The sequence below is a fragment of the Pseudomonas sp. PVC-3-1 genome (assembly GCF_057444315.1).
Window position 1 is genome coordinate 639,546 of the sequence record NZ_CM172023.1, and the last position, 21,706, is coordinate 661,251.

The 21,706-nt window shown below is 65.4% G+C and carries 21 protein-coding genes; 4 read left to right on the forward strand and 17 right to left on the reverse strand.

Annotated elements, in window-relative coordinates; genetic code table 11:
• Positions 1-12: 12 nt before the first annotated feature.
• On the reverse strand, positions 13-1,032 hold the full coding sequence (hemB, locus tag AC2T4A_RS03095) for a porphobilinogen synthase (protein WP_138213195.1): 1,020 nt from the start codon (positions 1,030-1,032) through the stop codon (positions 13-15).
• A 233-nt stretch (positions 1,033-1,265) separates the two neighbouring features.
• On the opposite strand from hemB, the gene AC2T4A_RS03100 reads away from it, so the two are divergent.
• The gene (locus AC2T4A_RS03100) at positions 1,266-1,826 is read left to right on the forward strand and encodes a DedA family protein (protein ID WP_026079304.1); all 561 of its coding nucleotides are present in this window, start codon (positions 1,266-1,268) and stop codon (positions 1,824-1,826) included.
• A gap of 13 nt (positions 1,827-1,839) precedes the next feature.
• Here the strand turns inward: AC2T4A_RS03100 and AC2T4A_RS03105 are convergent, their stop codons facing one another.
• Positions 1,840-3,078, reverse strand: a complete 1,239-nt coding sequence (locus tag AC2T4A_RS03105; protein WP_486742697.1) for a sterol desaturase family protein — start codon at positions 3,076-3,078, stop codon at positions 1,840-1,842.
• A 127-nt stretch (positions 3,079-3,205) separates the two neighbouring features.
• Between AC2T4A_RS03105 and elbB the strand changes: the two genes are divergently transcribed.
• Positions 3,206-3,856 carry an isoprenoid biosynthesis glyoxalase ElbB gene (gene elbB, locus AC2T4A_RS03110; protein WP_416743686.1) on the forward strand — a complete coding sequence of 217 codons (651 nt, stop codon included), beginning with the start codon at positions 3,206-3,208 and terminating at the stop codon, positions 3,854-3,856.
• Between the two features lie 146 nt (positions 3,857-4,002).
• On the opposite strand, the gene AC2T4A_RS03115 is transcribed toward elbB, so the two are convergent.
• From AC2T4A_RS03115 to AC2T4A_RS03140, 6 genes are all read right to left on the reverse strand, one after another.
• Positions 4,003-4,473: a YaiI/YqxD family protein gene (locus tag AC2T4A_RS03115; protein ID WP_416743688.1), complete on the reverse strand. Its 471-nt coding sequence runs from the start codon at positions 4,471-4,473 to the stop codon at positions 4,003-4,005.
• Between the two features lie 71 nt (positions 4,474-4,544).
• Complete coding sequence (locus AC2T4A_RS03120; protein WP_486742698.1) at positions 4,545-6,446, reverse strand: FTR1 family protein; 1,902 nt, start codon at positions 6,444-6,446, stop codon at positions 4,545-4,547.
• A 139-nt stretch (positions 6,447-6,585) separates the two neighbouring features.
• Positions 6,586-7,215, reverse strand: coding sequence for a LysE family transporter (locus AC2T4A_RS03125; protein WP_054910211.1), 630 nt, complete (start codon positions 7,213-7,215; stop codon positions 6,586-6,588).
• 240 nt (positions 7,216-7,455) lie between these two features.
• Positions 7,456-8,214, reverse strand: coding sequence for a TerC family protein (locus AC2T4A_RS03130; protein ID WP_045213198.1), 759 nt, complete (start codon positions 8,212-8,214; stop codon positions 7,456-7,458).
• A gap of 15 nt (positions 8,215-8,229) precedes the next feature.
• Positions 8,230-8,796: a mechanosensitive ion channel domain-containing protein gene (locus AC2T4A_RS03135; RefSeq protein WP_486742699.1), complete on the reverse strand. Its 567-nt coding sequence runs from the start codon at positions 8,794-8,796 to the stop codon at positions 8,230-8,232.
• Entirely contained in the window at positions 8,796-10,706 is a 1,911-nt protein-coding gene (locus tag AC2T4A_RS03140; RefSeq protein ID WP_486742700.1) for an ATP-binding cassette domain-containing protein, read from the reverse strand. Before AC2T4A_RS03140 ends, AC2T4A_RS03135 begins: the two co-directional genes overlap by 1 nt.
• Positions 10,707-10,753: 47 nt before the next feature.
• Between AC2T4A_RS03140 and AC2T4A_RS03145 the strand changes: the two genes are divergently transcribed.
• Positions 10,754-11,218, forward strand: coding sequence for a TIGR02444 family protein (locus tag AC2T4A_RS03145; RefSeq protein WP_486742701.1), 465 nt, complete (start codon positions 10,754-10,756; stop codon positions 11,216-11,218).
• A gap of 3 nt (positions 11,219-11,221) precedes the next feature.
• Here AC2T4A_RS03145 and AC2T4A_RS03150 read toward each other — a convergent pair whose 3' ends face one another.
• From AC2T4A_RS03150 to AC2T4A_RS03160, 3 genes are all read right to left on the reverse strand, one after another.
• Positions 11,222-12,424, reverse strand: a complete 1,203-nt coding sequence (locus tag AC2T4A_RS03150) for an AlgP family protein (protein ID WP_486742703.1) — start codon at positions 12,422-12,424, stop codon at positions 11,222-11,224.
• A 670-nt stretch (positions 12,425-13,094) separates the two neighbouring features.
• Positions 13,095-13,562, reverse strand: a complete 468-nt coding sequence (rsd, locus tag AC2T4A_RS03155) for a sigma D regulator (RefSeq protein ID WP_138519790.1) — start codon at positions 13,560-13,562, stop codon at positions 13,095-13,097.
• A 257-nt stretch (positions 13,563-13,819) separates the two neighbouring features.
• Positions 13,820-14,305: a disulfide bond formation protein B gene (locus tag AC2T4A_RS03160; RefSeq protein WP_416743700.1), complete on the reverse strand. Its 486-nt coding sequence runs from the start codon at positions 14,303-14,305 to the stop codon at positions 13,820-13,822.
• A 116-nt stretch (positions 14,306-14,421) separates the two neighbouring features.
• Here AC2T4A_RS03160 and AC2T4A_RS03165 point away from each other — a divergent pair, with 116 nt between their 5' ends.
• The gene (locus AC2T4A_RS03165; protein ID WP_416743702.1) at positions 14,422-15,507 is read left to right on the forward strand and encodes a PQQ-dependent sugar dehydrogenase; all 1,086 of its coding nucleotides are present in this window, start codon (positions 14,422-14,424) and stop codon (positions 15,505-15,507) included.
• Between the two features lie 48 nt (positions 15,508-15,555).
• Here the strand turns inward: AC2T4A_RS03165 and AC2T4A_RS03170 are convergent, their stop codons facing one another.
• From AC2T4A_RS03170 to AC2T4A_RS03195, 6 genes are all read right to left on the reverse strand, one after another.
• Positions 15,556-16,788 carry a heme biosynthesis HemY N-terminal domain-containing protein gene (locus AC2T4A_RS03170; protein WP_486742704.1) on the reverse strand — a complete coding sequence of 411 codons (1,233 nt, stop codon included), beginning with the start codon at positions 16,786-16,788 and terminating at the stop codon, positions 15,556-15,558.
• Positions 16,785-17,897, reverse strand: a complete 1,113-nt coding sequence (locus tag AC2T4A_RS03175) for a uroporphyrinogen-III C-methyltransferase (RefSeq protein ID WP_478379754.1) — start codon at positions 17,895-17,897, stop codon at positions 16,785-16,787. The genes AC2T4A_RS03170 and AC2T4A_RS03175 overlap by 4 nt, the downstream gene beginning before the upstream one ends.
• Positions 17,898-17,924: 27 nt before the next feature.
• Positions 17,925-18,683: a uroporphyrinogen-III synthase gene (locus AC2T4A_RS03180; RefSeq protein WP_486742705.1), complete on the reverse strand. Its 759-nt coding sequence runs from the start codon at positions 18,681-18,683 to the stop codon at positions 17,925-17,927.
• A complete protein-coding gene (hemC, locus tag AC2T4A_RS03185; protein WP_416743709.1) occupies positions 18,680-19,618 on the reverse strand; it encodes a hydroxymethylbilane synthase in 939 nt (312 codons plus the stop codon). Before hemC ends, AC2T4A_RS03180 begins: the two co-directional genes overlap by 4 nt.
• 113 nt (positions 19,619-19,731) lie before the next feature.
• Positions 19,732-20,478 carry an alginate biosynthesis regulator AlgR gene (gene algR / locus AC2T4A_RS03190; RefSeq protein WP_017521347.1) on the reverse strand — a complete coding sequence of 249 codons (747 nt, stop codon included), beginning with the start codon at positions 20,476-20,478 and terminating at the stop codon, positions 19,732-19,734.
• 4 nt (positions 20,479-20,482) lie between these two features.
• The gene (locus AC2T4A_RS03195) at positions 20,483-21,553 is read right to left on the reverse strand and encodes a sensor histidine kinase (protein ID WP_416744372.1); all 1,071 of its coding nucleotides are present in this window, start codon (positions 21,551-21,553) and stop codon (positions 20,483-20,485) included.
• Between the last annotated feature and the right edge of the window lie 153 nt (positions 21,554-21,706).

Consider the following 21,706-nt stretch of genomic DNA (forward strand, 5'->3'; position numbering starts at 1 on the left):
TCATCGACGGGGTCAGCCCCCGCTTTTCATTTTCAATTGTTGTGCCGCGCGCTTGGCGAAGTAGGTCAGGATGCCATCTGCGCCCGCGCGTTTGAAGGCCAGCAGGGATTCGAGGATCACCGCCTCGCTGAGCCAGCCGTTGTTGATCGCGGCCATGTGCATCGCGTACTCGCCGCTCACCTGGTAGACAAAGGTCGGCGCGCGGAATTCGTCCTTGGCGCGGCGAACGATGTCGAGATACGGCATGCCCGGCTTGACCATGATCATGTCGGCGCCTTCGGCGAGGTCGGCGTAGATCTCGTGCAGCGCTTCGTCGCTGTTGGCCGGGTCCATCTGGTAGGTGGCCTTGTTGCCCTTGCCCAGGTTGGCGGCGGAGCCGACAGCGTCGCGGAACGGGCCGTAGTAGGCGCTGGCGTACTTGGCCGAGTAGGCCATGATGCGGGTGTTGATGTGACCGGTGGATTCCAGGGCCTCGCGGATCGCGCCGATACGGCCATCCATCATGTCCGAGGGGGCCACGACCTGGGCGCCGGCTTCGGCGTGGGAAAGTGCCTGCTTGACCAGCACATCAACGGAAATGTCGTTCAGGACGTAGCCGTCCTCGTCGAGGATGCCATCCTGGCCGTGGCTGGTGAACGGGTCCAGCGCCACGTCGGTGATGATGCCCAGTTCCGGGAAGCGCTCGCGCAGGGCGCGGGTGGCGCGCTGGGCGATGCCGTCGGGGTTGAAGGCTTCGGCGCCATCGAGGGATTTCTTCTCCAGCGGAGTCACCGGGAACAGCGCCAGCGCCGGGATGCCCAGCTCCACCAGTTCTTCGGCTTCCTTGAGCAGCAGGTCGATGGACATGCGCTCCACACCCGGCATCGAGGGCACCGCTTCACGCTGATTCTTGCCGTCGAGGACGAATACCGGAAGGATCAGGTCGTTGGTGGTCAGGACGTTTTCGCGAACCAGGCGGCGGGAAAATTCGTCGCGACGGTTACGACGCAGTCGGGTAAAGGGGAAGGCACGATCGGCGGGAATGAAGCTCACGGCGTACTCCAGGGCCTGATACAGCAGGCACAGTCTGACAGTTATAGCCCTGAATTATGACCGATTGGTAACAACCGGTAACAGTGACCCTTGGTCGCGGCATCCTGCCGCAGCGGCACACCGCCGCTCTGCACCGGCACAGACTTGTTCCAGGTCAGTTGTGCAGACTGGGGTGCCTTCCCTGCGGGCGACAACCGGGTTAGGCTTCGCGTTCATTTCGCTGCGTTGCCTCGATAATGCTCCAACAATTCCTGCAGGATTTCGGCTACTTCGCGCTGTTTCTCGGCACGTTCTTCGAGGGTGAGACCATTCTGGTCCTGGCCGGCTTCCTGGCTTTCCGCGGCTACATGCAGCTGGAGTACGTCATCGCGGTGGCGTTCTTCGGTAGTTACGCGGGCGACCAGCTCTGGTATTTCCTTGGCCGTCGCCACGGGCGCAAGCTGCTCGCGCGCAAGCCGCGCTGGCAGAAAATGGGTGACAAGGCGCTGGAGCACGTGCGCAAACACCCCGACCTGTGGGTGCTGAGCTTCCGTTTCGTCTACGGTCTGCGCACCGTGATGCCGGTGGCCATCGGCCTGTCAGGCTACCCTCCGGCGCGCTACCTGCTACTCAACGGTATTGGCGCCATCGTCTGGGCTACCGTGCTGGGCAGCGCCGCCTTCTACTTCGGCAGCGTGCTCGAAGGCGTGCTGGGCAACATCAAGAAGTACGAACTCATGGTCCTCGGCGGCCTGGTGGTGATCGGCCTGCTGTTCTGGCTGCGCCGCCGCTTCAAGGCCAGCAAGACCGACTGACCACGCCGGCCGATCAGGCCGCCTGCGGCAGGCGTTCGGCGCGCCGCAGGCCCGACAGACCGATCAGGCTGAGCAGCGAGTAGACCGCCAGCGCCCAGGGCGCCCACTGTGGCAGCTCGATGCCTCCCCACAGCGCCATAGCCGCCACTGCCGGCACGTTCAGCGCCAATCGCAGCAGTTCCAGGCGCAGCGCCCAGCTTCGATTCTCCAGCCAACAGCCGATGGCGTAGAGCCCGAAAGCCATCCAGCTCCAGCCGATCACCAGCGGCAGCACCTGCCAGTGTTCCCCGACGCCCAGCAGCCAGGTGCCGACCACCACATAGGTGGCGAACTGCAGCCCGGCGTACCACTGCCGGCCGCGCGTCAGCGGCACCTCGAACTTGCGGAAGGACGCCAGGTCCGGCTTGGCCATCGGGTAGCGCTGGGCGACGTCATCGGGGCGCCAGCCGGTGCGCATGAACCAGATGCGCAGCTTGTCCCAGGCACTACCGGCGCGGCGCGCGTCGTTCCACAGGTGCGCGTACACCTGCAGGTTGGCCCACAACGGGTTCCAGCTGGCCAGTGGCACGGTCACGCCGAACACCACCGGCTCCTCGTCCAGTTCCTCCTGGAAGGTGCCGAACAGACGGTCCCAAATAATGAACACCCCGCCGTAGTTGCGATCCATGTAAACAGGGTTCTGTGCGTGGTGGACGCGGTGGTTGGATGGGGTGATGAAAATCCATTCGAACCAGCCCAGCTTGGGGATGTGCCGGGTGTGCACCCAGAACTGGTAGAGCAGGTTCAGCGCACCGACGGTGAGGAACACCAGCGGCGGCACGCCGGCGATGGCCATGGGCAGGTAGAAGATCCAGCCGAAGATGAAGCCGGTGCTGGTCTGCCGCAGCGCAGTGGAGAGGTTGTAGTCCTCGCTCTGATGGTGCACCGAGTGTGCAGCCCAGAGCACGTTGCGCTCGTGGCCCAGGCGGTGGTTCCAGTAGTAGCAGAAGTCGTAGAAGACGAAGGCGAAAGCCCAGACCCACAGGCTCTTGGCCGACAGCTCGAGCAATGCGAGCTGCTGCCACGCCAGGGTGTAAGTGACCAGCGCCAGGCCCTTGGTCAGCAGACCACTGGTGGTGGACAGCACGCCGGCGCTGAGGCTGTTCAGCGCATCGCTCAGACGATAGGTGCGCAGGCCGCGCCAGCGGTCGGCGAGCAACTCGATCGCGATCAGGAGGAAAAAGAAGGGCACGGCGAAGAGGATGTAGTTCATGGCGCGACCGAATCGTTATGCTTATGAACAAGGATCCTAGTCCCTTGCCCGACGCCGGCCACGGCCGTCGGCGACAGCCCGGGCGGCATATCGCGACAGCCCCGGCCCCCTCGTACAGGAGCAGTCCATGAAGAAAGTTGCCGTTATCCTCTCCGGTTGTGGCGTCTACGACGGCGCGGAAATCCACGAGAGCGTGATCACCCTCCTGCGCCTTTCCCAGCGCGGCGCGCAGGTCCAGTGTTTCGCGCCGAACATCGAGCAGCACCATGTGCTCAATCACCTCACCGGCGAGGAGATGGCCGAAAAACGCAACGTACTGGTAGAGTCCGCGCGCATTGCCCGTGGCGAGATCAAGGACATTCGCGAGGCCAAGGTCGAAGATTTCGACGCGTTGGTCGTGCCCGGCGGCTTCGGCGCCGCGAAGAACCTCAGCGACTTCGCCTTCAAGGGCGACCAGTGCGAAGTGCAGCCGGATGTACTGGCCCTGGCCAAGGCCTTCGCCGCGGCGAAGAAGCCGGTCGGGCTGTTCTGCATCGCCCCGGCCATGGCCGCGCGCATCTATGGCGAAGGCGTGGAATGCACCATCGGCACCGATGAAGGTACCGCCCAGGCGCTGACCAACATGGGTGCCAAGCACATCGACTGCGCCGTGGAAGACATCGTCGAGGACAAGGACCACAAACTGGTCACAACCCCGGCATACATGCTGGCGCAGTCCATCGCCGAAGCCGCCAGCGGCATCAACAAGGCCGTGGATCGGGTGCTGGAGCTGGCCTGAAGCAATTGAGCGTCGAACGTTCGCGAGCAAGCTCGCTCCTACCCGGAGCGGCCGCACCCTGTAGGAACGAGCTTGCTCGCGAACCGATGCCACACCGATCCAGCCCATTGAAATGAAAACGCCCGGCAATGCCGGGCGTTTTCGTTTCAGGGCTTGCGGGCCTCTGCCTCTCGCAGCAGCCGCGTCAGCAGCCGATCCAGGCCGTTGGCGAAGGCCTGGCGGTCCTTGTCGCCGTAGGGCGCCTGCCCTCCTCCCACCTGGCCCTGTTCGCGCAGGTCGGTGAACAGGTTACGCACGGCCAGTCGTTCGCCCATGTTCTTCTCGTCGAACTCGCGGCCACGCGGGTCCAGCGCATCGACGCCCTTCTTCACCAGCCGATCGGCCAGCGGCACGTCGCTACAGATCACCAGGTCGCCGGGCTCGGCCTGCTCCACCAGGTAATCGTCGGCGGCGTCCATCCCGCTGGGCACAACGATCAGGCTGACACAGGCGAACGGCGGCTTGGCCACGGGCTGGCCGGCAACCATCACCACCTCCAGCTTGCGCTTGAGGGCGAATTTCGCCACCAGGTCCTTGGCCGCGCGCGGGCAGGCATCGGCATCGATCCAGATACGCATCAGAAAACCATTCTCCAGAAAGCACGACGGCCAGTATCGCACTGGCCGTCGTGGGTCGCTCAGCTATTGCCTCAGGACGAGGCGATCTCGGCGGCCTTGCGGCGCTCGGAGAAGTAGCTGCGCCCGTAGAGCACGGCCACCGCCAGCAGCGCCACGGCCTGGGCCGACAGCGAGTAGGCGTCGGCCTTGATGCCGAGCCAGTCGAAGTCGAAGAACGGCACCGGACGAGTGCCGATCACGCCGGCTTCCTGCAGCGCGACCACGCCATGGCCGGCGAACACCACCGACAGGGCGCAGAGCAGCGCGGCGTTGACGGTGAAGAACAGCTTCAGCGGCAGCTTCGCCGAGCCACGCAGGATCACGAAGGCAATGGCGATCAGGATCACCACGGCGGTGCCAGCACCGGCGATCACCGCGTTGTGACCGGCCGGGCCGGCCTGCAGCCAGAGGGTTTCGTAGAACAGGATGACCTCGAACAGCTCGCGGTAGACCGAGAAGAAGGCCAGCACGGCGAAGCCGAAGCGGCCACCACCGCCCACCAGGCTGCTGCGAATGTAGTCCTGCCAGGCGGCGGCGTGGCGACGGTCATGCATCCACACGCCAAGCCAGAGCACCATCACGCAGGCGAACAGCGAGGTGAAGCCCTCCATCAGCTCGCGCTGGGCGCCGCCGATGTCGATGACGTAGGCCGCAACCGCCCAGGTGGCGAAACCGGCAACGAAGGCCAGGCCCCAGCCGATGTGCACGCCACGCACTGCTTTCTCCTGCCCGGTATTGCGCAGGAAGGCGAGGATCGCGGCCAGCACCAGGATCGCTTCCACGCCTTCGCGCAGCAGGATCAGCAGGGCCGAGAGGAAGCTGATGGAGAAGCTCAGCGAGTCGCCGCTAAGGGCCTTGGCGGCGTCCACTAGCTTGGCCTTGGCCAGCGCCAGCTGTTGCGCCACCTCGGCTTCCGGCAGACCGTCACGCAGCGCCTGACGGTACGCCATCAACTGCTTCTCGGTGGCCTTGCGCAGGTCGGCGTCGACGTTGTCCAGCGAGCTTTCCACCAGCTCGAAGCCTTCCAGGTAGGCCGCCACGGAGAGGTCGTAGGCCTGGTCGTGGTCGCCGGAGCGGTACACGGCGAAACTCTTGTCCAGCGTCGCACTGGTGTAGTCGATCTGCTGCGCCGGGCCACGGTGCTCCAGCGGAGGATGGGCACGCAGGGCACGGAAGCTCTCGGCCGCCGCCTCACCATCGCGTTCGGCAACGTCGGCCGGGGTCTGCGTCGAGAGAGTCGCCAGCGGGTAGGCGTGGGCCGCATCGGCCTTGGCCTGACCAGCGCTGAGGCCGGCGATATAGGCTGCCAGGTCCCAGCGCTGACGCTCGTCGAGCTGGTCGGCGAAGGCCGGCATGTCGGTGCCGGATACGCCCAGGCCGATGACGTTGCGCAGATCGTACAGGCTCAGCTGGTCGAGGCGCGCGCGGTCGGTCAGGTTGGCCGGCGGCGGCTCCAGGCCGATACCCGCCGGGCCGTCGCCCTTGCCGGTATCACCGTGGCAGATCGAGCACTGCTGGGTGTAGATCTCGGCGGCGCGGGTCGGGTCCGGGGTGATCGAAGGCGTCTGCACCACCTGGTAGAGATCAGCGACGCGCGCCTCCAGGTGACGGGCCTGCTGGGCAACCTGCTTGCCAGGACGGCGCTGCTCGATGGTCTGCTTGAGGCTGGCGGCGTCCTTCTCCAGGTCCGCACGCTCGGGAACGGCCGGCAGGGTGACGATCAGCGACTGCAGATTACCGACGAACTCCAGCTGCTCCTTGTATTCGCTCTCGTCCACGACCTTGCCGTCGGTGACGGTGGCCGGGTAGTCGGCAGCGAGATAGCTGAGCAGGTGAAGGGCTTGGGAGGGGTCGACAGCCGTGTCGGCTTGAGCTCCAAGGCTGAAAAGGCCGACCAGCGGCAACAGCCAGACGAAAAGTTTGGAGGGGCGCATACGGGAAGTTAAATGAGAATGAAAGAGATTAAATTGTCACCTCAGGTTTCCGTCTATGCAAGGACAATGTCCTGCGAAGTTGCGCCTGGAGTGACCGTGCGGACACTCCGGCATTTCCGCAAGCTCTCCTCAAACGCCCTCAGGCCGGGGCGCGGCGGACAGTGGCAAGCAGCGCGGCGGCGCCCACGAAAAGGGTAGCGAAAGTACGGTTCATTACCCGCTGCTGACGCTGCGAACGCAACGCACGCAGCACGCGGGCGGCCAATCCGGTGTAGCCGGCCATGACGATCAGGTCGACGGTGATCATGGTCGCGCCCATGATCACGTACTGGATTGCCATCGGGCGGTGCGGGTCGACGAACTGCGGCAGTACCGCGAGCATGAAGATCACCGCCTTGGGGTTGCTGGCGTTGACCAGGAAGCCGCGCAGCACCAGGGTCAGCGGCCGGCCGATGGGCCGCTCGCCGCTCGCCGCCATCACCTGCGGCGCAGCGGTCCACTGGCGGTAGGCGAGGTAGACCAGGTAGACCACGCCGAACCACTTGATCGCGCTGAACGCCACGGCCGATGCCGAGAGCAGCGCGCCGACGCCGGCGGCAACGATGGCGATCTGCAGGGCGAGGCCGATCTGCAGGCCCAGCGCATTCCAGTAGCCGCGCCAGAAGCCGTATTGCAGCCCGCAGGACATCGAGGCGATGGCCCCGGCGCCGGGCGACAGGCTGATCACCCAGCAGGCGATGAAGAAGGCGAACCAGGTACTGGCGAGCATTGCGGACCTCACGGCGCCCAGGCAGGCGCAATAATTTGTTACGGAGGCCCAGTGTGCCTCAGTCAGGCTGCGCCGCCCAGCATTGCCGACGAAGGTCGGGGGAGCCCTGTAGGAGCGAGCTTGCTCGCGAACCGCCATAACTCCGGAGTCGCCGGGAAACTCCGTTCGCGAGCAGGCTCGCTCCTACGAAAAACCAAAAGCCCGGCGCTGGGCCGGGCTTTTGGTTTCACGACAGACCGATCAGCTCGGAATGTCCTTGCGCAGCTTCACCGGCTCCTCGCCACGCTTGCGCGCCAGGGCGCCGCGCAGGCGGATGTTGATTGCCTCCACCGCCAGCGAGAAGGCCATGGCGAAGTACACGTAGCCCTTGGGCACGTGAATCTCGAAGGCCTCGGCGATCAGCACGGTGCCGACCACGATGAGGAACGACAGCGCCAGCATCTTCAGCGACGGGTGCTTCTCGATGAAGGCACTGATGGTGCCCGCCGAGAGCATCATCACGCCGACCGAGATGACGATGGCCGCAACCATCACCGGCACGTGCTGCACCAGGCCCACGGCGGTGATCACCGAGTCCAGGGAGAAGACGATGTCGATGATCGCGATCTGGATGATGATGCCCATGAAACCGCGGGACTTGCCGCCCTGCTGGCCACCCTCTTCCGCGCCTTCGAGGCTGTGGAAGATTTCCATGGTGCTCTTGAACAGCAGGAACAGGCCGCCGAAGAACAGGATCAGGTCGCGCCCGGAGATACCGTGTTCGAACACAGTGAACAGGTCGGCGGTGAGCCGCATCACCCAGGTGATCGACAGCAACAGCAGGATGCGCGTACCCATCGCCAGCGCAAGGCCGAAGAAGCGCGCCTTGGGTTGCTGCTCCGGTGGCAGGCGGCCCACCAGGATCGAGATGAAGATGATGTTGTCGATGCCCAGTACGATTTCCAGGGCAGTCAGGGTCAGAAAGGCAACCCAGATCTCAGGGCTTGTGAGCCATTCCATAGTGGGAGACGTCCGTCAGGGTGTGGTGGTGGGAAAGTTCGGGCCGCGCCAGCGGCGGATGGCCTTCTGGAAGAACAGGTTGTTTGGTACTTGCAGCAGCGCGCCGGGCGTACCGTCCTCGGCCACTTCTTCCAGGGTGGTGTAGAGCAGGTTGATGGCAATCACCCGCCCCTTCACGCCGGGTTTGTCGGCGGACTCGATGACTTCCACGCAGTCGCCCAGGCGGAACGGGCCCATGGTGAAGATCATCAGCGCGCAGAACAGGTTGGAGAGCACGCTCCAGATGGCGAAGAAAGCCACCGCCGCCACGGCGGCGAAGCCGGTCAGCGCCGCCCAGAGCACATCGGCGGAGACGCCCAGGCGCTCCAGCACCAGCATCACTGCCGAGCCCATGATCAACCAGCGCAGGCCGCCGCGCAGCGGTAGCAGCAGCTCCGGTGGCATCGGGTAGCGCTCGCCCAGGCGGCTGATGGCACGGGTGACAATGCGCTGCACCACCCACGCCAGCAGCAGGATGAGGATAATCTGCCCGCCGCGCAGCAGCGGTTCGCTCCACGCCACCAGCAGGTTTACGTCATCCATCACTCGCTGGCCTCAAGCTGGCGCTGCAGCTCTTCGAGGGTTTCCAGGGCCATCAGCCAGGACTCTTCCAGCTCGCTTTCGCGGCCCTTCAGAGTCGCCTGGCGGGCCAGCAGATCACGCAGTTCATCCTTGCGCGAGGACTCGTACAGTGCGCTGTCGCCCAGGCGATGCTCCAGCTCGGCGAGCTGCTCGTGGACCTTGCCCAGCTCCTTCTCCAGCTTGTCGGCTTCGCGCTTGTGCGGGGCGAGCTGCTGGCGCAGGGCCGCAGCGGCCTGGCGCTGGGCGCGCTTGTCGGTCTTGTCGCCAGCGGGAGTGGCGGGCGATGAAGGCGTCTGCCGCGCGCGGAAGTCCACCAGCCAGCGCGCGTAGTCCTCCAGGTCGCCGTCGAACTCCTGGATGCGCCCGTCGGCCACCAGCAGGAATTCGTCGGTGGTGCTCTTGAGCAGGTGACGATCGTGCGATACCACCACCACGGCGCCGGAGAACTCCTGCAGCGCCAGGGTGAGCGCCAGGCGCATTTCCAGGTCGAGATGGTTGGTCGGTTCGTCGAGCAGCAGCAGATTGGGCTTCTGCCAGGCGATCAGCGCCAGGGCCAGGCGCGCCTTCTCGCCACCGGAGAAGTTCAGCACCGGTTCGTCACAGCGCTCACCACGGAAGTCGAAGCCGCCGAGGAAGTCGCGCAGGGTCTGCTCGCGCTCGGCTGGCGCGATGCGCGCCAGGTGCAGCAGCGGGCTGGCCTTGGGATCGAGCGAGTCGAGCTGGTGCTGGGCGAAGTAGCCAATGGCGAGGTTTTCGCCACGGGCGAGCTCGCCGGACAGCAGCGACAGGTCGCCGGACAGGGTCTTGATCAGCGTCGACTTGCCCGCGCCGTTGGGGCCGAGCAGGCCGATGCGCGCGCCGGGCACCAACTGCAGCTTGACCTTCTCCAGCACGATCTTGTCGCCGTAGCCCAGGCGGGCCTCGGAGAGGTTCAGCAGCGGGCTGGAAATCTTGTCGGATTCGCGGAAGGCGAAGTCGAACGGCGAATCGACGTGGGCCGGCGCCAGCTCTTCCAGACGCTCCAGTGCCTTGATCCGGCTCTGCGCCTGGCGAGCCTTGGTGGCCTGGGCGCGGAAGCGGGCAATGTACTTTTCCATGTGCGCACGCTGCGCCTGCTGCTTCTCGTACGCCTGTTGCTGCTGGGCGAGACGTTCGGCGCGGGTGCGCTCGAAGGCCGAGTAGCCGCCGCGGTACAGGGTCAGCTTGCGCTGTTCGAGGTGGGCGATGTTGTCCACCACGGCGTCGAGGAAGTCACGGTCGTGGGAGATCAGCAGCAGCGTGCCCGGGTAGCCCTTGAGCCACTCTTCCAGCCAGAGGATGGCGTCGAGGTCCAGGTGGTTGGTGGGTTCGTCGAGCAGCAGCAGTTCGGACGGGCACATCAGCGCCTGTGCCAGGTTCAGGCGCATCCGCCAGCCACCGGAGAAGTCGCCAACACGGCGGTCCATCTGCTCGGGCGTGAAGCCCAGGCCTGCCAGCAGCTTGCGCGCGCGGGCGTCGGCAGTGTATCCGTCGGCACTGTCCAGCTCGCTGTGCAGGCGTGCCAGGGCGGTGCCGTCATGGGCGTCTTCCGCCGCGGCCAGGTCCGCCTGGATCTTGCGCAGGTGCACGTCGCCATCGAGTACGTAGTCGACAGCGAGGCGGTCGAGGGTATCGACTTCCTGGCGCATGTGCGCGATGCGCCAGTCCGCCGGCAGGTAGCAATCGCCAGCGTCCTGGCCGAGCTGGCCGCGCAGCAGGGCGAACAGGCTCGACTTGCCGGCGCCGTTGGCGCCGATCAGGCCGACTTTCTGTCCGGCGTGCAGGGTGAGTTCGGCACCTTCCAGCAAGCGCTGGGGGCCACGCTGTAGCGTAAGATTTTGTAGTCGAATCATGGCGGCGGAGTTTATCAGCTTCGCCTGGCAATCGCTGTGGGTGCTCTATGTCTGATGATGTCTGGTCGTATGCGCTGAAACTCTACGCCCGCCCTGGGGTTGAGACGGCTTGCCTGTCGCTGCAGGAAGGCGGTGCGGATGTCTGCCTGGTGCTCGCTGCGGCGTGGCTGGGCAGCACTGGCGTGGCCTTCGCGACAGTGCGAATGAGCGAGCTGGAAAGCACGGCGCAGGGATGGCGCGAAGAGGTGGTTGTTCCGCTGCGTTCGCTGCGTCAGGGCTGGCGAGAATCGGCGAAGCAGGATGCACAGCTGGCGCCGTTGCGCGAGCAGATCAAGCAGCTCGAACTGGAAGCGGAAAAGGTCCTGCTGGGGAGATTGGAAGCAGTGGCCCGGGATTGGCCACGCGGTGAAGCAGAGGACCTGGCGCGCTGGCTGGAAGCCGCGACAGGTGAAGCCGGCAGCTTGCGCCGCGATGCGCGGGAAACCCTGCGCACCGCGGCGAGCCTCTCCTGAGCCTTAGGAAGCGCTGGAGGTGCTGCTGGCCGGAGCAGCCGGTGCCGGAGTGGCGCTGGCAACCGGGGTAGCGGCCGGAGCGCTCGGCTGAGCAACCGGTGCGCTCGGAGCAGCCGGAACGGCCGGTTTGGCAGCAGTGGCGGGCTTGGGCGCAGCCGGTTTGGCAGCAGGCTTGGCGGCCGGTTTTGCAGCGGGCTTGGCAGCAGCTTTCACCGCCGGCTTGGCAGCCGGTTTCGCGGCAGGCTTGGCAGCCGGTTTGGCAGCGGCAGCCGGCTTGGCGGCAGGCTTCGCAGCTGGTTTGGCGGCAGCGGCAGGCTTGGCGGCAGCAGGCTTGGCTGCTGCTTTGGCGGCAGGCTTGGCTGCGGGCTTGACGGCGGGCTTCGCAGCAGGCTTGGCAGCGGGTTTAGCGGCGGGCTTCGCAGCCGGCTTGGCAGCAGCGGCGGCAGGCTTCGCGGCGGATTTGGTGGCTGGCTTGGCTGCAGGCTTGGCGGCGGCTTTGACAGCAGGCTTGGCAGCCGGTTTAGCGGCGGCTTTGACAGCGGGTTTGGCGGCAGCGGGTTTGGCAGCAGCAGTTTTCGCGGCCGGTTTGGCAGCCGGTTTTGCAGCGGCTTTAGCGGCAGGTTTGACGGCAGGTTTCGCAGCCGCTTTGGCAGCGACCGGCTTGGCAGCGGCAACCTTGGCAACCGGCTTCGCAGCAGGCTTGGCGGCAGCTTTCACGGCGGGCTTGGCAGCCGGTTTGGCAACGGCTTTAGCGGCCGGTTTGGCGGCAGCCTTGGCAACCGGCTTGGCAGCGGCAGTAACCGGCTTACGGGTAGCGAGGGATTTGCCAGCGGCTTCCTTCACCTTGGTCACGCCCTGGGCCAGCTTCAGGCTCTCCTGCACATCACGCTTGAGGTTGGCGATGTAGGCACGGGTTTCGGTCTGACGGGCCTTAAGGACGTCCAGTGCACCGTCGATATCGGCGATGGTCGACTTGGCTTTCGCCTGCGCCTTTGCCTTGCCGGTCTTGGTCGCGTCCTGCAGTTTGGCGCGAGCCTTGTGCAGCTTCTCCTGTGCCTTGCCGCGTTGTTTCTCGAGCTTGGCGAGCAGCTTTTCGGAATCGACGAGCGCCTGCTTGCAGGCACCTTCGAGGTGTTCGATCAGACTGTTGGACAACTGGTGCAGCAGATGCAACGGAGTGGTGACGGGTTTCTTGTTGGCCGACATGACGTGCCTCCTGGCGGACGTGGTTGCGCCCATACTAGCCCCGCTGATGGCCTCTCGCCAATGTCCCGATTGTGCTGCAGGCCGCAGCAGGCATCGGCTTCAGAGGTTTTCAGCAGTGCGCGAAGGCGCGTTTTTTCACTCATCCAGAGACGCTGCAACCCGCACTTGGTTCCGTTGGCGCAAGCGGCATCGCAGCGCAAACGCCCGTGGCGCGTGCGTTTGACGACGAAAAATAAATATTCAGGACAGGCCGGAAACCCCCGCCGCAGAGCCTTTTCCGTGACACGTGACAGGCCTGGCGAAGGCAGGCTGGCAGTCGTTCGCGGCGCGCCAGCACGACGTGAGAATCGCGATCACTACAGCGTGGAAACGCTCTCGCGAGCACGCCTTCGCAGTCACCATCGCAGCCCGTTTTTAGTCGCGACTCATCGCGTAAAAAAGACTGCGCGAACACAACTGCAAGCTGCCGAACGGCCCGAGTTCTTCAGCGTTGCGGGTGCACGGGGCTCGAAGCATCGCGGACAGAGTCCGCTCCTACGCGGAGTTGAACCTTGGGTAGGAGCGGACTCCGTCCGCGGCAGGCATGAACGGCACAGACTCAATACGAAAGCGGAAACGAAAACGGCGCGAGTGCTTCAAGCGCTCGCGCCGTTGTCGGATCACCCTTGGCTCAGGCCGTGACGGCTTTCTGCTCGTGGGCGTTGTGCAGCACTTCGATCAGGCAGTCTTCCAGTTCGAAGCGTTCGTGCAGTTGCTGGCGCAGACTCTTCAGCTCGCTGGTCAGGCAGGTGCCTTCGCGGCAGTCGCCGTTGTCGCAACGGTCGTTGAAGTTCAGCGCATTGGCGGTGATGGTTTCGAGGCGGGGGTAAATCTGCTTGGCCAGTTCCAGGCCACGCGTATCGCCGAAGGCCTGCGCTTCGTTCATCAGCTGTTCGTAGACTTCGAAGTGGCCTGCCGACACGTAGTCGAGCAGCAGCTGACAGAAGCTTTGCAGATTCTCGGCATTGGTCTTCGGCGCCTGGACACCGTCCAGGGAATCGAATGCCCGGACCAATTCATGTCGATCCCGCAACCAGCGGTCGATCAGCTGGTGTACGCCTCCCCAACGTTCCTGGGCATTACGGCAGCTCTCGAGCATGTTGTCCTCACTTCCCTTGTCGCCGTCCCGGCAAAGTCCGCCCCGGGACAATATTCTGTCGAATTTCGACATCCGCGATGTGTGAAGCTTGTTCGGCGGCGGCTTTCCGACGGAGTGGAAAACCAGAGTATGCCCGCCCGTTAACGCCTTCAAGACACCGGCATCGGGAAAATTCATACGAGCGTTTAATCGACAGACCGCGACGCCTCTGGCCTGCGCCGATGAGGCGCAGGCCATGGCGAATTGAGATGCGACGCTCAGCCGCGGCGGCGGAAGAACTGCACGATGGCGAACAGGGCGAAACCAATGAAGGCCAGCAGGCTCCACTCCGGAATGCTCAGGCCAAGCAGGGTCCAGGACACCTCGGCGCAGTCGGCCGAACCGTGGAACATGGTCCAGATGATGTCGGCATAGGGCATGCTCTCCATCATGTATTCCAGCGGCGGCAGGCAGGATGGCAGTTGGTCCGGCGGCAGAGTCTGCAGCCAGACCTGACGGCCCGCGGTGCCGGCGCCGCCCAGGGCGCAGAGCAGGATCAGCACGGAGTAGATGCGCGGCGCACGACCGTGCAGCGCAGCGATCAGCGAGAACAGACCGCAACCGGCGAAGAAGATCCGCTGCAGGATGCACAGCGGGCAGGGTTCGAGCCCGACCATGTACTGCAGGTAGAAGCCGGTGCCAAGCATGGCGACGCAGGCGAGGAAGGCAAGGAAGAACAGGGACCGAGGGCTGGCCAGATTCATGGCGGCTCCGCTGAAAAGCGCTGTTGCAGGAAAGGCCGCTACGGTAGAGGAAACACGACGATCAGTTCAAGGCGAGTGTCTAGACTGGCCGAGGCACTCATCCGGGAATTCCTGCCATGCGTCGTTATCTTCCACTTTTCTCGCTGCTTTCTCTGACAGCAACGACGGCCATTGCCGACACCGATCTCAGCCAGATCCGTCTACCAGAAGGCTTCCACATCAGCCTGTTCACTGACCAGGTACCAGGTGCGAGAGCCATGGCCTGGGGCGACAAGGGCACGCTGTTCGTGGGCAGTCGCTCCGCCGACAAGGTCTACGCAGTGAAGCCCGACGGCCAGGTGAAGATGCTCGCCGAAGGCCTGCAGATGCCCGTGGGCGTGACCTTCCACAAGGGCGACCTGTACGTGTCCTCGATCAACCGCATCGTCGTGCTGCGCGCTATCGAGTCGCACCTGGACGCTCCGCCCAAGGCCGAGGAACTGCCGGCACAGTTCCCGAAGGAAACGGCGCACGGCTGGAAATTCATCGCCTTCGGCCCGGACGACAAGCTTTATGTGCCGGTTGGAGCCCCCTGCAACATCTGCCGTCCGGACCGCGAGAAATACGCCAACCTGCAACGCATGAACGCCGATGGCAGCGCACGGGAAGTGGTCGCGTATGGCATCCGCAACACCGTTGGCTTCACCTGGCATCCTCAGACCAAACAGCTGTGGTTTACCGACAACGGCCGCGACCTGCTGGGCGACGACAAGCCCGATGACGAGCTGAACAAGGTCAGCAAGGTGGGCGAAGACTTCGGCTACCCCGACTGCCACCAGGGCGATATCGCCGACCCCGAGGAAGGCAAGAAGCCCTGCTCCGCCTTCACGCCTCCAGTGGCCAGACTCGGCCCGCACGTCGCCGCACTGGGGCTGCGGTTCTACACCGGCGAGCAGTTCCCCGCGGAGTACCGCAACAACTTGTTCATCGCCGAGCACGGTTCGTGGAATCGCACGCAGAAGATCGGCTATCGCGTGGCGCGCATCGAGCTCAACGAGGACGGCACGCTGAAGCGGCAGAGCGTGTTCGCCGAGGGATGGCTCGACAAGGATGGCGAGGTGCACGGGCGGCCAGCGGACGTACTGGTGGCGCCGGACGGCTCGCTGCTGGTCAGCGATGACCAGAACGGCGCCATCTACCGCATCAGTTACGGCAACCCCTGACAACGAAAACGGCGCCCTCAGGCGCCGTTTTCAAGTGCTGCGACGGGATCAGGCCCGCACGGGAACCGGCAGGGAAACCGGCGGCGCCAGCAGGCCCAGGCCTTCCTGGAACAACTGGTTGCTGTGCTCCACCTCTCCCAGTTGCGCCAGCAGGCGCGCCAGCTCGGCGCAGGTTTCCGCGCTGCGCTGGCGGGCCAGGCTGGCTTCCAGGTATTCACGCGCCTTGCCCCAGAGCTTGTTCTGCAGGCACAGGCGGCCAAGGGTCAACAGCAGCTCCGGATCGTCGCCATGCTGCTTCAGCCAGCTTTCGGCGGTCTTCAGCTGGTGCGCACCATCGCGGCCGCGGGCGCGGCCATAGAGGTGCACCAGGCGGCTGTCGTAGCCCTCCTTGAGCGCCTTGCGCAGCACTTCCTCGGCCTCTTCCGGCGCGCCCAGGCGCAGCAGCTGTTCAGCGTAGGCGGCCACCAGCGGCGGCTGGGCGCGAAGATTCGACGGCACGTTCTGCCAGCGCTGGGTCAGCGGCTGCAGGCTGCTCTCTCCCTGGCCGACGCCCTGCTCGCCCGCGGCGCTCAGCGCGGCCATCCAGGTGCGGCGTTCCAGGTCCGCCAGCTCGGCGTTCGGCAACACACGCTCCTTGCGCAACTCGGGCAGCAGCACGCACAGCGCCTGCCATTCGTGGAGGCTGACATAGAGTTGCTGGAGCAGGCGCAGCACGGTCGGGTGACGCGGGTGATCCTGGTGCAGCTTGTCCAGCACCACACGGGCGCGGGTGAAGTCGCCCCGGTTGATCAGCAATTGCGCGCGGGTCAAGCCGACGGCGAGCTCGGCGCCGGGCTCGCGCTCCCGGGCGCGGTCCAGCAGTTCGTCACACTCTTCGGTCTTGCCCAGTTCGTTGGCCGCGCGGGCGGCGCCCAGGTAATGCGACAGCGGACGATCGCTCAGCTCGGCGGCACGCCGCAGATGACGCAGCGCCTGCGCCCAGTGTCCTTCGGCGAGGTCGCGTTGGCCGTGCTCCTCGGCCAGTTGCGAACGGCGGCGACGGTTGAAGCGCGACCAGGGGTTCACCACGCGACCGGAAACGCCCAGCAGCCGCAGCACCAGACGCACGGCGAGGTAGATCACCCAGAGCACCACCAGCAGCGCGAGGAAAGTCCACAGGCTGGATTCGTAGCGGAAGCTCTTGTAGGCGATCAACACGTAGCCGGACTGCTCGGCGATGGCCAGCCCGATCAGGGTGGCCGCGAGGACCACGGCAAGGATCAGGACATACACACGGCTCATGGCTGGGTCCCCGCGTCCGGCGCCACCGCCTCCTGCTGCTGCACCGCGTTCTCGCGGCGCGACAGGTAGGCCTGCAGCGAACTCAGGGCCGGGCCGAGGTCCGGCGTCTGCACGGTGACGGCCTGGCCGCTCAGCTCATCCAGGCGCGCAACCAGTGCGCGGCTGTCGGCGAGGTCGGCGTTGAAGAAGTCGGCGATGATCTGCCTGGCCTGCTTCAGCGCCTGCTCGTAGACGTCCTGCTTGCCATTCAGTGCGGCCCACTGCGCCTGTTCCAGGGCAAGGCTCAGGGCGAGGCGAACGCGGTCCAGCTGCTGGCCGGAGAGCAGCGGGCGGATGTCCTGCCCGGCATTGAAATCGATGCGCACGTAGCGCGAGATGCGTTCCCACCACTGGTCCCAGGTACTGCTGCCGTCGCCCCAGGCCGTGCTGGGACCGGTGCCGCCCTCGGAGGGTTTGAACGCCGGACTCAGCGGTTGCAGTTGGGCAGCCTGATCGCGCAGCGCGCCCAGTTGCAGGAACAAACCGGTGCGATCCGGTCGTGGCAACGCGCGCAGCGCTTCCAGGCTCTTGGCCAGTTGCGCACGGGCGGCGAAGGCGCCCGGATCGTTGTTCACGCGAAGGATGTCGTCGGCGCCCTGAACCAGCTCGGTAGCGCTGTCGATGTCCTGCAGCGCGGAGAGCCGTAGCGCTGCCAGGCGCAGCAGGTGTTCGGATTCGGCCAGGCGCCACTGTTGGCGGCTCTGCCCAAGTACTTGCTTGACCTGTTTGGCCAACTGCTGCTGATCGCCCTGCAGCTCAACCACCAAACGGCGGCGGGCTTCGAGTTCGTCGGCGTTGGGCAGGGTATCCAGGCGCTTGTTCAGCTCGGCGTTGGCGCTCTGTACGCCCTGCGCCTGGGCGCGGGCATCTTCCAGTTGCGCAGCGCGCTGCTGCTCGGTGCCCTTGAGCTGCTGGACCTGCCAGAGGCCCCAGCCACCGGCGGCGAGGCCGGCGGCGCCGACCAGCAGGGCCAGCAGGGCGATGCCCGTACCGCCCTTGCGCGGGACCGGCGCGGCGGCCGGACTGGACGATGTTGGTGAAGTCTCTTGGGGAGTGACGGCTTCGCTCACAGATCCATCCTTCGCTCGAAAATTGTTCTAGTCGGCGCTTCTCAACGCTTCCATTAATGCCGCCGGGCTTGCGCCCCGGCAATCGATTACTTGCAGCGCACCCATCTCCCACGCCTGGTCAGCCACCCGCGGGCTGGGCACGAACAATGGCATCGCGCTCACTTGCGGCCAATCCTCCGCCGCCAGCTGTCTCAGGTGCTCCAGCCCCTGCCCACTACTGACCGCGATGGCGTTCAAACGCTCCGCCTGAATTCGCCGCAGCAGCTCGCCCTGGGGATAAGCCGGCATTTCGCGCCGGTAGAGTTCCAGATAGTCCACCGCCACGCCTTGGCCGCGCAGGCGTTCGGCAAGGAATTCTCGGCCACTCTCGCCACGCATGATCAACACCTTCGGATCATGCACCTGCAGGGCCTGCTCGAACTCAGGCAGGGCCAGCAGGGCTTCGCTGTCGTCGCCGTCCTGCGGGCAGACCACGTCCAGGCCGTAATCCTCGAGAATAGCCGCCGTAGCGGCGCCGACGGTGAACCAGCGCTGGGTTAGCGGCGGTTGCGGCCAGTAGCGGTCGAGCCGCTCCAGGCCCAGGCGCGCCGCAGGCTTGCTGACCACGATAACCGCGCAGTAGCGGTCCAGGTCAAGGATCAGGCTGCGCTCGGCGGGCGTCTCTTCGCGCGGCGTGATCGCCAGCAAGGGCAGGCAGTCGCCGTGGATACCGTGTTCGGCGAGAGTGGTGGCAAGGGCCGCGCAATCCTCTTCGGGACGGGTCAGCAGCAGCCGCCAGCGACTCACGGGTGACCAGCCTCGCCATACACCGCGTTGAGGATTTCCTCGGCGCCCTGGCCCAGCAGGTCCTCGGCGACCTTCACGCCCAGGGCTTCGGCGTCGGCGAAGGGCGCACGCGCTTGCGCGCGCAGCAGTTGGCTGCCGTCGGGCTGGCCGACCAGGCCACGCAGCCACAGCTGATCGTCCTCGAGGATGGCGTAGCAGGCGATGGGCACCTGGCAGCCGCCATTGAGGCGCTTGTTCAGCGCGCGCTCGGCGGTGACGCGCAGGGCGGTCTCGCGGTGATGCAGCGGTTGCAGCAGGGCATGGATTTCCACGTCGGCGCTGCGGCACTCGATACCCACCGCGCCCTGGCCACCGGCCGGCAGGCTGGCTTCGACGCTGATGGAGGAGCGGATACGGTCTTCGAAGCCGAGGCGGATCAGGCCGGCGGCCGCGAGGATGATGGCGTCGTACTCGCCGGCATCGAGCTTGGCCAGGCGAGTATTGACGTTGCCGCGCAGGAAGCGGATCTGCAGGTCAGGACGGCTGGCCAGCAGCTGGGCCTGGCGGCGCAGGCTGGAGGTGCCGACCACGCTGCCGGCAGGCAAGTCGTCGAGGCTCGCGTAGGTGTTGGAGACGAAGGCGTCGCGCGGGTCTTCACGCTCGCAGATGCAGTACAGCCCCAGGCCTTCGGGGAAGTCCATCGGCACGTCCTTCATGGAGTGCACGGCGATGTCCGCTTCGTTGTCCAGCAGGGCGGTTTCCAGCTCCTTGACGAACAGACCCTTGCCGCCGATTTTCGCCAGCGGCGCATCCAGCAGCTTGTCGCCGCGGCTGGTCATCGGCAGGAGGGTCACGGTCAGCCCAGGATGAGCTTGTTCCAGGCGGGCCTTGACGTATTCGGCCTGCCAGAGTGCCAGGGCGCTCTGGCGCGTGGCGATACGGATTTCGCGAGACATGGGCATTTCCAGGCAAAGGAAGCGTGCAAGAAAGTGCCCGCATGATAACAGCTCACGCAAACGAAAAGCCCGGGGGCCGCCCCCCGGGCTTCTAGCGCTGCGGCACTGTGTCGCTACAGGTTGTGCATGAGTCGCCGAACGCCGGCGACATGGCGGCGGCTGACGGTCAGCGCATCGCCATTGAGTCCTTTCAGGTACAGCTGGAAGTGCCCCAGCGGCGTGCGTTGCAGGCGCTCGATGCGCTCGCGGGAAACCAGCGCGTTGCGGTGGATGCGCACGAAGCGGTCACCGAACTCGTCTTCCAGTGCCTTCAGCGGCTCGTCCAGCAGCACTTCGCCGCCAGCGTGGCGCAGGGTCACGTACTTGTGGTCGGCGATGAAGAAGATCACGTCTTCCAGCGGAATCAGCTCGATGCCTTTGCGGGTCCGCGCGCTGATGTGGCTGCGCGGGCCGGGGCCGCCGGCGGCCGGGGGTTTGGTCAGCGCCGCCAACTGCACGCGGTTGGGCCGCGAGGCTTTCTTCAGGGCGTCGGCCAGATCCTCGCTGCGGACTGGCTTGACCAGGTAGCCGACCGCACTGACCTGGAACGCCTCCAGGGCGAATTCATCATGGGCGGTGCAGAAGATCACCGCCGGCGGGGCTTCGCGCTCGCACAGCTTGGCGGCCACCTGAAGCCCGTCCAGGCCGGGCATGCGGATATCCAGCAGGACGATATCCGGCTTCAGGCTGTCGATCAGCGTCAGCGCTTCTTCGCCGTTGCTGGCGGATGGCTCGAGGACGCGATAGCCGTCCAGTTGCCCCACCAGCCGGGCCAGGCGCTCTCGCGCCAGGGGTTCGTCATCGACGATCAGGACATTCATAAGCTCAGGCTTCCTGCATGAGACGCGCACATGGATAGCGTAGACAGGTGAAGTGCCGTCCGTCACGGCGCTCGACGCTGAGACTAGCTTTTGGCCCGAAAAGTGCCGCAAGTCTCGCCGCAATATTTTGCAGGGCTTGCTTGGTCCCCTTCGTGGGCAGCGTCTCGGTCGACTCGTCGTACGGGTTGCTCACGCAGAGCTGGAACACACCGTCACGGTAGTCCGCCTCAACTTTCACCAGACCGCCTTCGATGCGCGGCTGGATGCCATAAATCAATGAGTTCTCGAGCAACGGCTGCAGCGTCAGCTGGGGAATCGGCACGCCATCGGGCACGCCGCTCACCTGCCAGTCCATCTGCAACCGATCGCCAAGACGGAACTGTTCAATGGAAAGATAGCGTCTGGCCAGCTCAAGTTCCTCTCCCCAGGAAATTAATGTTCCAGGTTTGGCCAGGCTGGCGCGAAAAAGGTCCGAAAGATTCAGCACCGCCAGCTCGGCCTTGCCCGGATCGATCTCGATCAGGCTGGCGATGCTGTTCAGGCTGTTGAACAGGAAATGCGGACGGATGCGCGCCTGCAGCGACTCGATCCGCGCCCGCAACTCAGCCTGCTCCTGACGTCGCCATTGGCTCTGGAGATAAAAGTAGCGTAGCAACAGCGTGGACATGATGAGCGCAATCAACGCATGGCGCAGGTAGAGATTGACCTCGCCGGTGCGCGACATGGGCCCGCCCAGGGAGAAGTAATCCGCCACCGCGGTGCAACCCAGCGTCAGCATGACCACCAGCGCGCAGCTGAGCAGCCCGGAGAACCACGCCGGCCAGCGCGCCATGAACGGTCGCAGCTGGCACAGCAGGCCTGCCGAGAGCAGGACGATCCATTGCACGAACAGTGAGGATAGCGCCAGGCGCACCCAGTTGAAGCTGGGCGTCATCGGCTCGGCGAGAACCAGCACGAGCACCAGCAACTCGGCGAGCAGCACCAGGCTGAACAGCGCTTCGGGCTGGCAGAGTTCGGGGATGAAGAAGTCTTCGTTGGGCGCCGGCTTGTCGCCGGTCTTCGTCAGTCTGGGCATCGACGCAGTTTCCGTAAGCGCCTGCACGGCGGCAAGCGCCGCGTGCGATCAAAAGCCAGGAATTGTCGGCCAGCGCAAGGATCGGCCACGGGCCCTGCGACGATTCACCGCCACTGCCCTGCCCCAACCCGCCAAAGCGCCGCCGGTTTTGTC

Bases quoted from the DNA above. Each gene is read 5' to 3' on its own strand.
- AC2T4A_RS03105 (WP_486742697.1), bottom strand. From the start codon at position 3,078: ATGAACTACATCCTCTTCGCCGTGCCCTTCTTTTTCCTCCTGATCGCG.
- AC2T4A_RS03135 (WP_486742699.1), bottom strand. From the start codon at position 8,796: ATGGATGACGTAAACCTGCTGGTGGCGTGGAGCGAACCGCTGCTGCGC.
- AC2T4A_RS03195 (WP_416744372.1), bottom strand. From the start codon at position 21,553: ATGCCCAGACTGACGAAGACCGGCGACAAGCCGGCGCCCAACGAAGAC.
- AC2T4A_RS03120 (WP_486742698.1), bottom strand. From the start codon at position 6,446: ATGCGCCCCTCCAAACTTTTCGTCTGGCTGTTGCCGCTGGTCGGCCTT.
- AC2T4A_RS03165 (WP_416743702.1), top strand. From the start codon at position 14,422: ATGCGTCGTTATCTTCCACTTTTCTCGCTGCTTTCTCTGACAGCAACG.
- algR (WP_017521347.1), bottom strand. From the start codon at position 20,478: ATGAATGTCCTGATCGTCGATGACGAACCCCTGGCGCGAGAGCGCCTG.
- AC2T4A_RS03170 (WP_486742704.1), bottom strand. From the start codon at position 16,788: ATGAGCCGTGTGTATGTCCTGATCCTTGCCGTGGTCCTCGCGGCCACC.
- rsd (WP_138519790.1), bottom strand. From the start codon at position 13,562: ATGCTCGAGAGCTGCCGTAATGCCCAGGAACGTTGGGGAGGCGTACAC.
- AC2T4A_RS03150 (WP_486742703.1), bottom strand. From the start codon at position 12,424: ATGTCGGCCAACAAGAAACCCGTCACCACTCCGTTGCATCTGCTGCAC.
- AC2T4A_RS03130 (WP_045213198.1), bottom strand. From the start codon at position 8,214: ATGGAATGGCTCACAAGCCCTGAGATCTGGGTTGCCTTTCTGACCCTG.
- elbB (WP_416743686.1), top strand. From the start codon at position 3,206: ATGAAGAAAGTTGCCGTTATCCTCTCCGGTTGTGGCGTCTACGACGGC.
- AC2T4A_RS03140 (WP_486742700.1), bottom strand. From the start codon at position 10,706: ATGATTCGACTACAAAATCTTACGCTACAGCGTGGCCCCCAGCGCTTG.
- AC2T4A_RS03145 (WP_486742701.1), top strand. From the start codon at position 10,754: ATGTCTGATGATGTCTGGTCGTATGCGCTGAAACTCTACGCCCGCCCT.
- hemC (WP_416743709.1), bottom strand. From the start codon at position 19,618: ATGTCTCGCGAAATCCGTATCGCCACGCGCCAGAGCGCCCTGGCACTC.
- AC2T4A_RS03115 (WP_416743688.1), bottom strand. From the start codon at position 4,473: ATGCGTATCTGGATCGATGCCGATGCCTGCCCGCGCGCGGCCAAGGAC.
- AC2T4A_RS03160 (WP_416743700.1), bottom strand. From the start codon at position 14,305: ATGAATCTGGCCAGCCCTCGGTCCCTGTTCTTCCTTGCCTTCCTCGCC.
- AC2T4A_RS03125 (WP_054910211.1), bottom strand. From the start codon at position 7,215: ATGCTCGCCAGTACCTGGTTCGCCTTCTTCATCGCCTGCTGGGTGATC.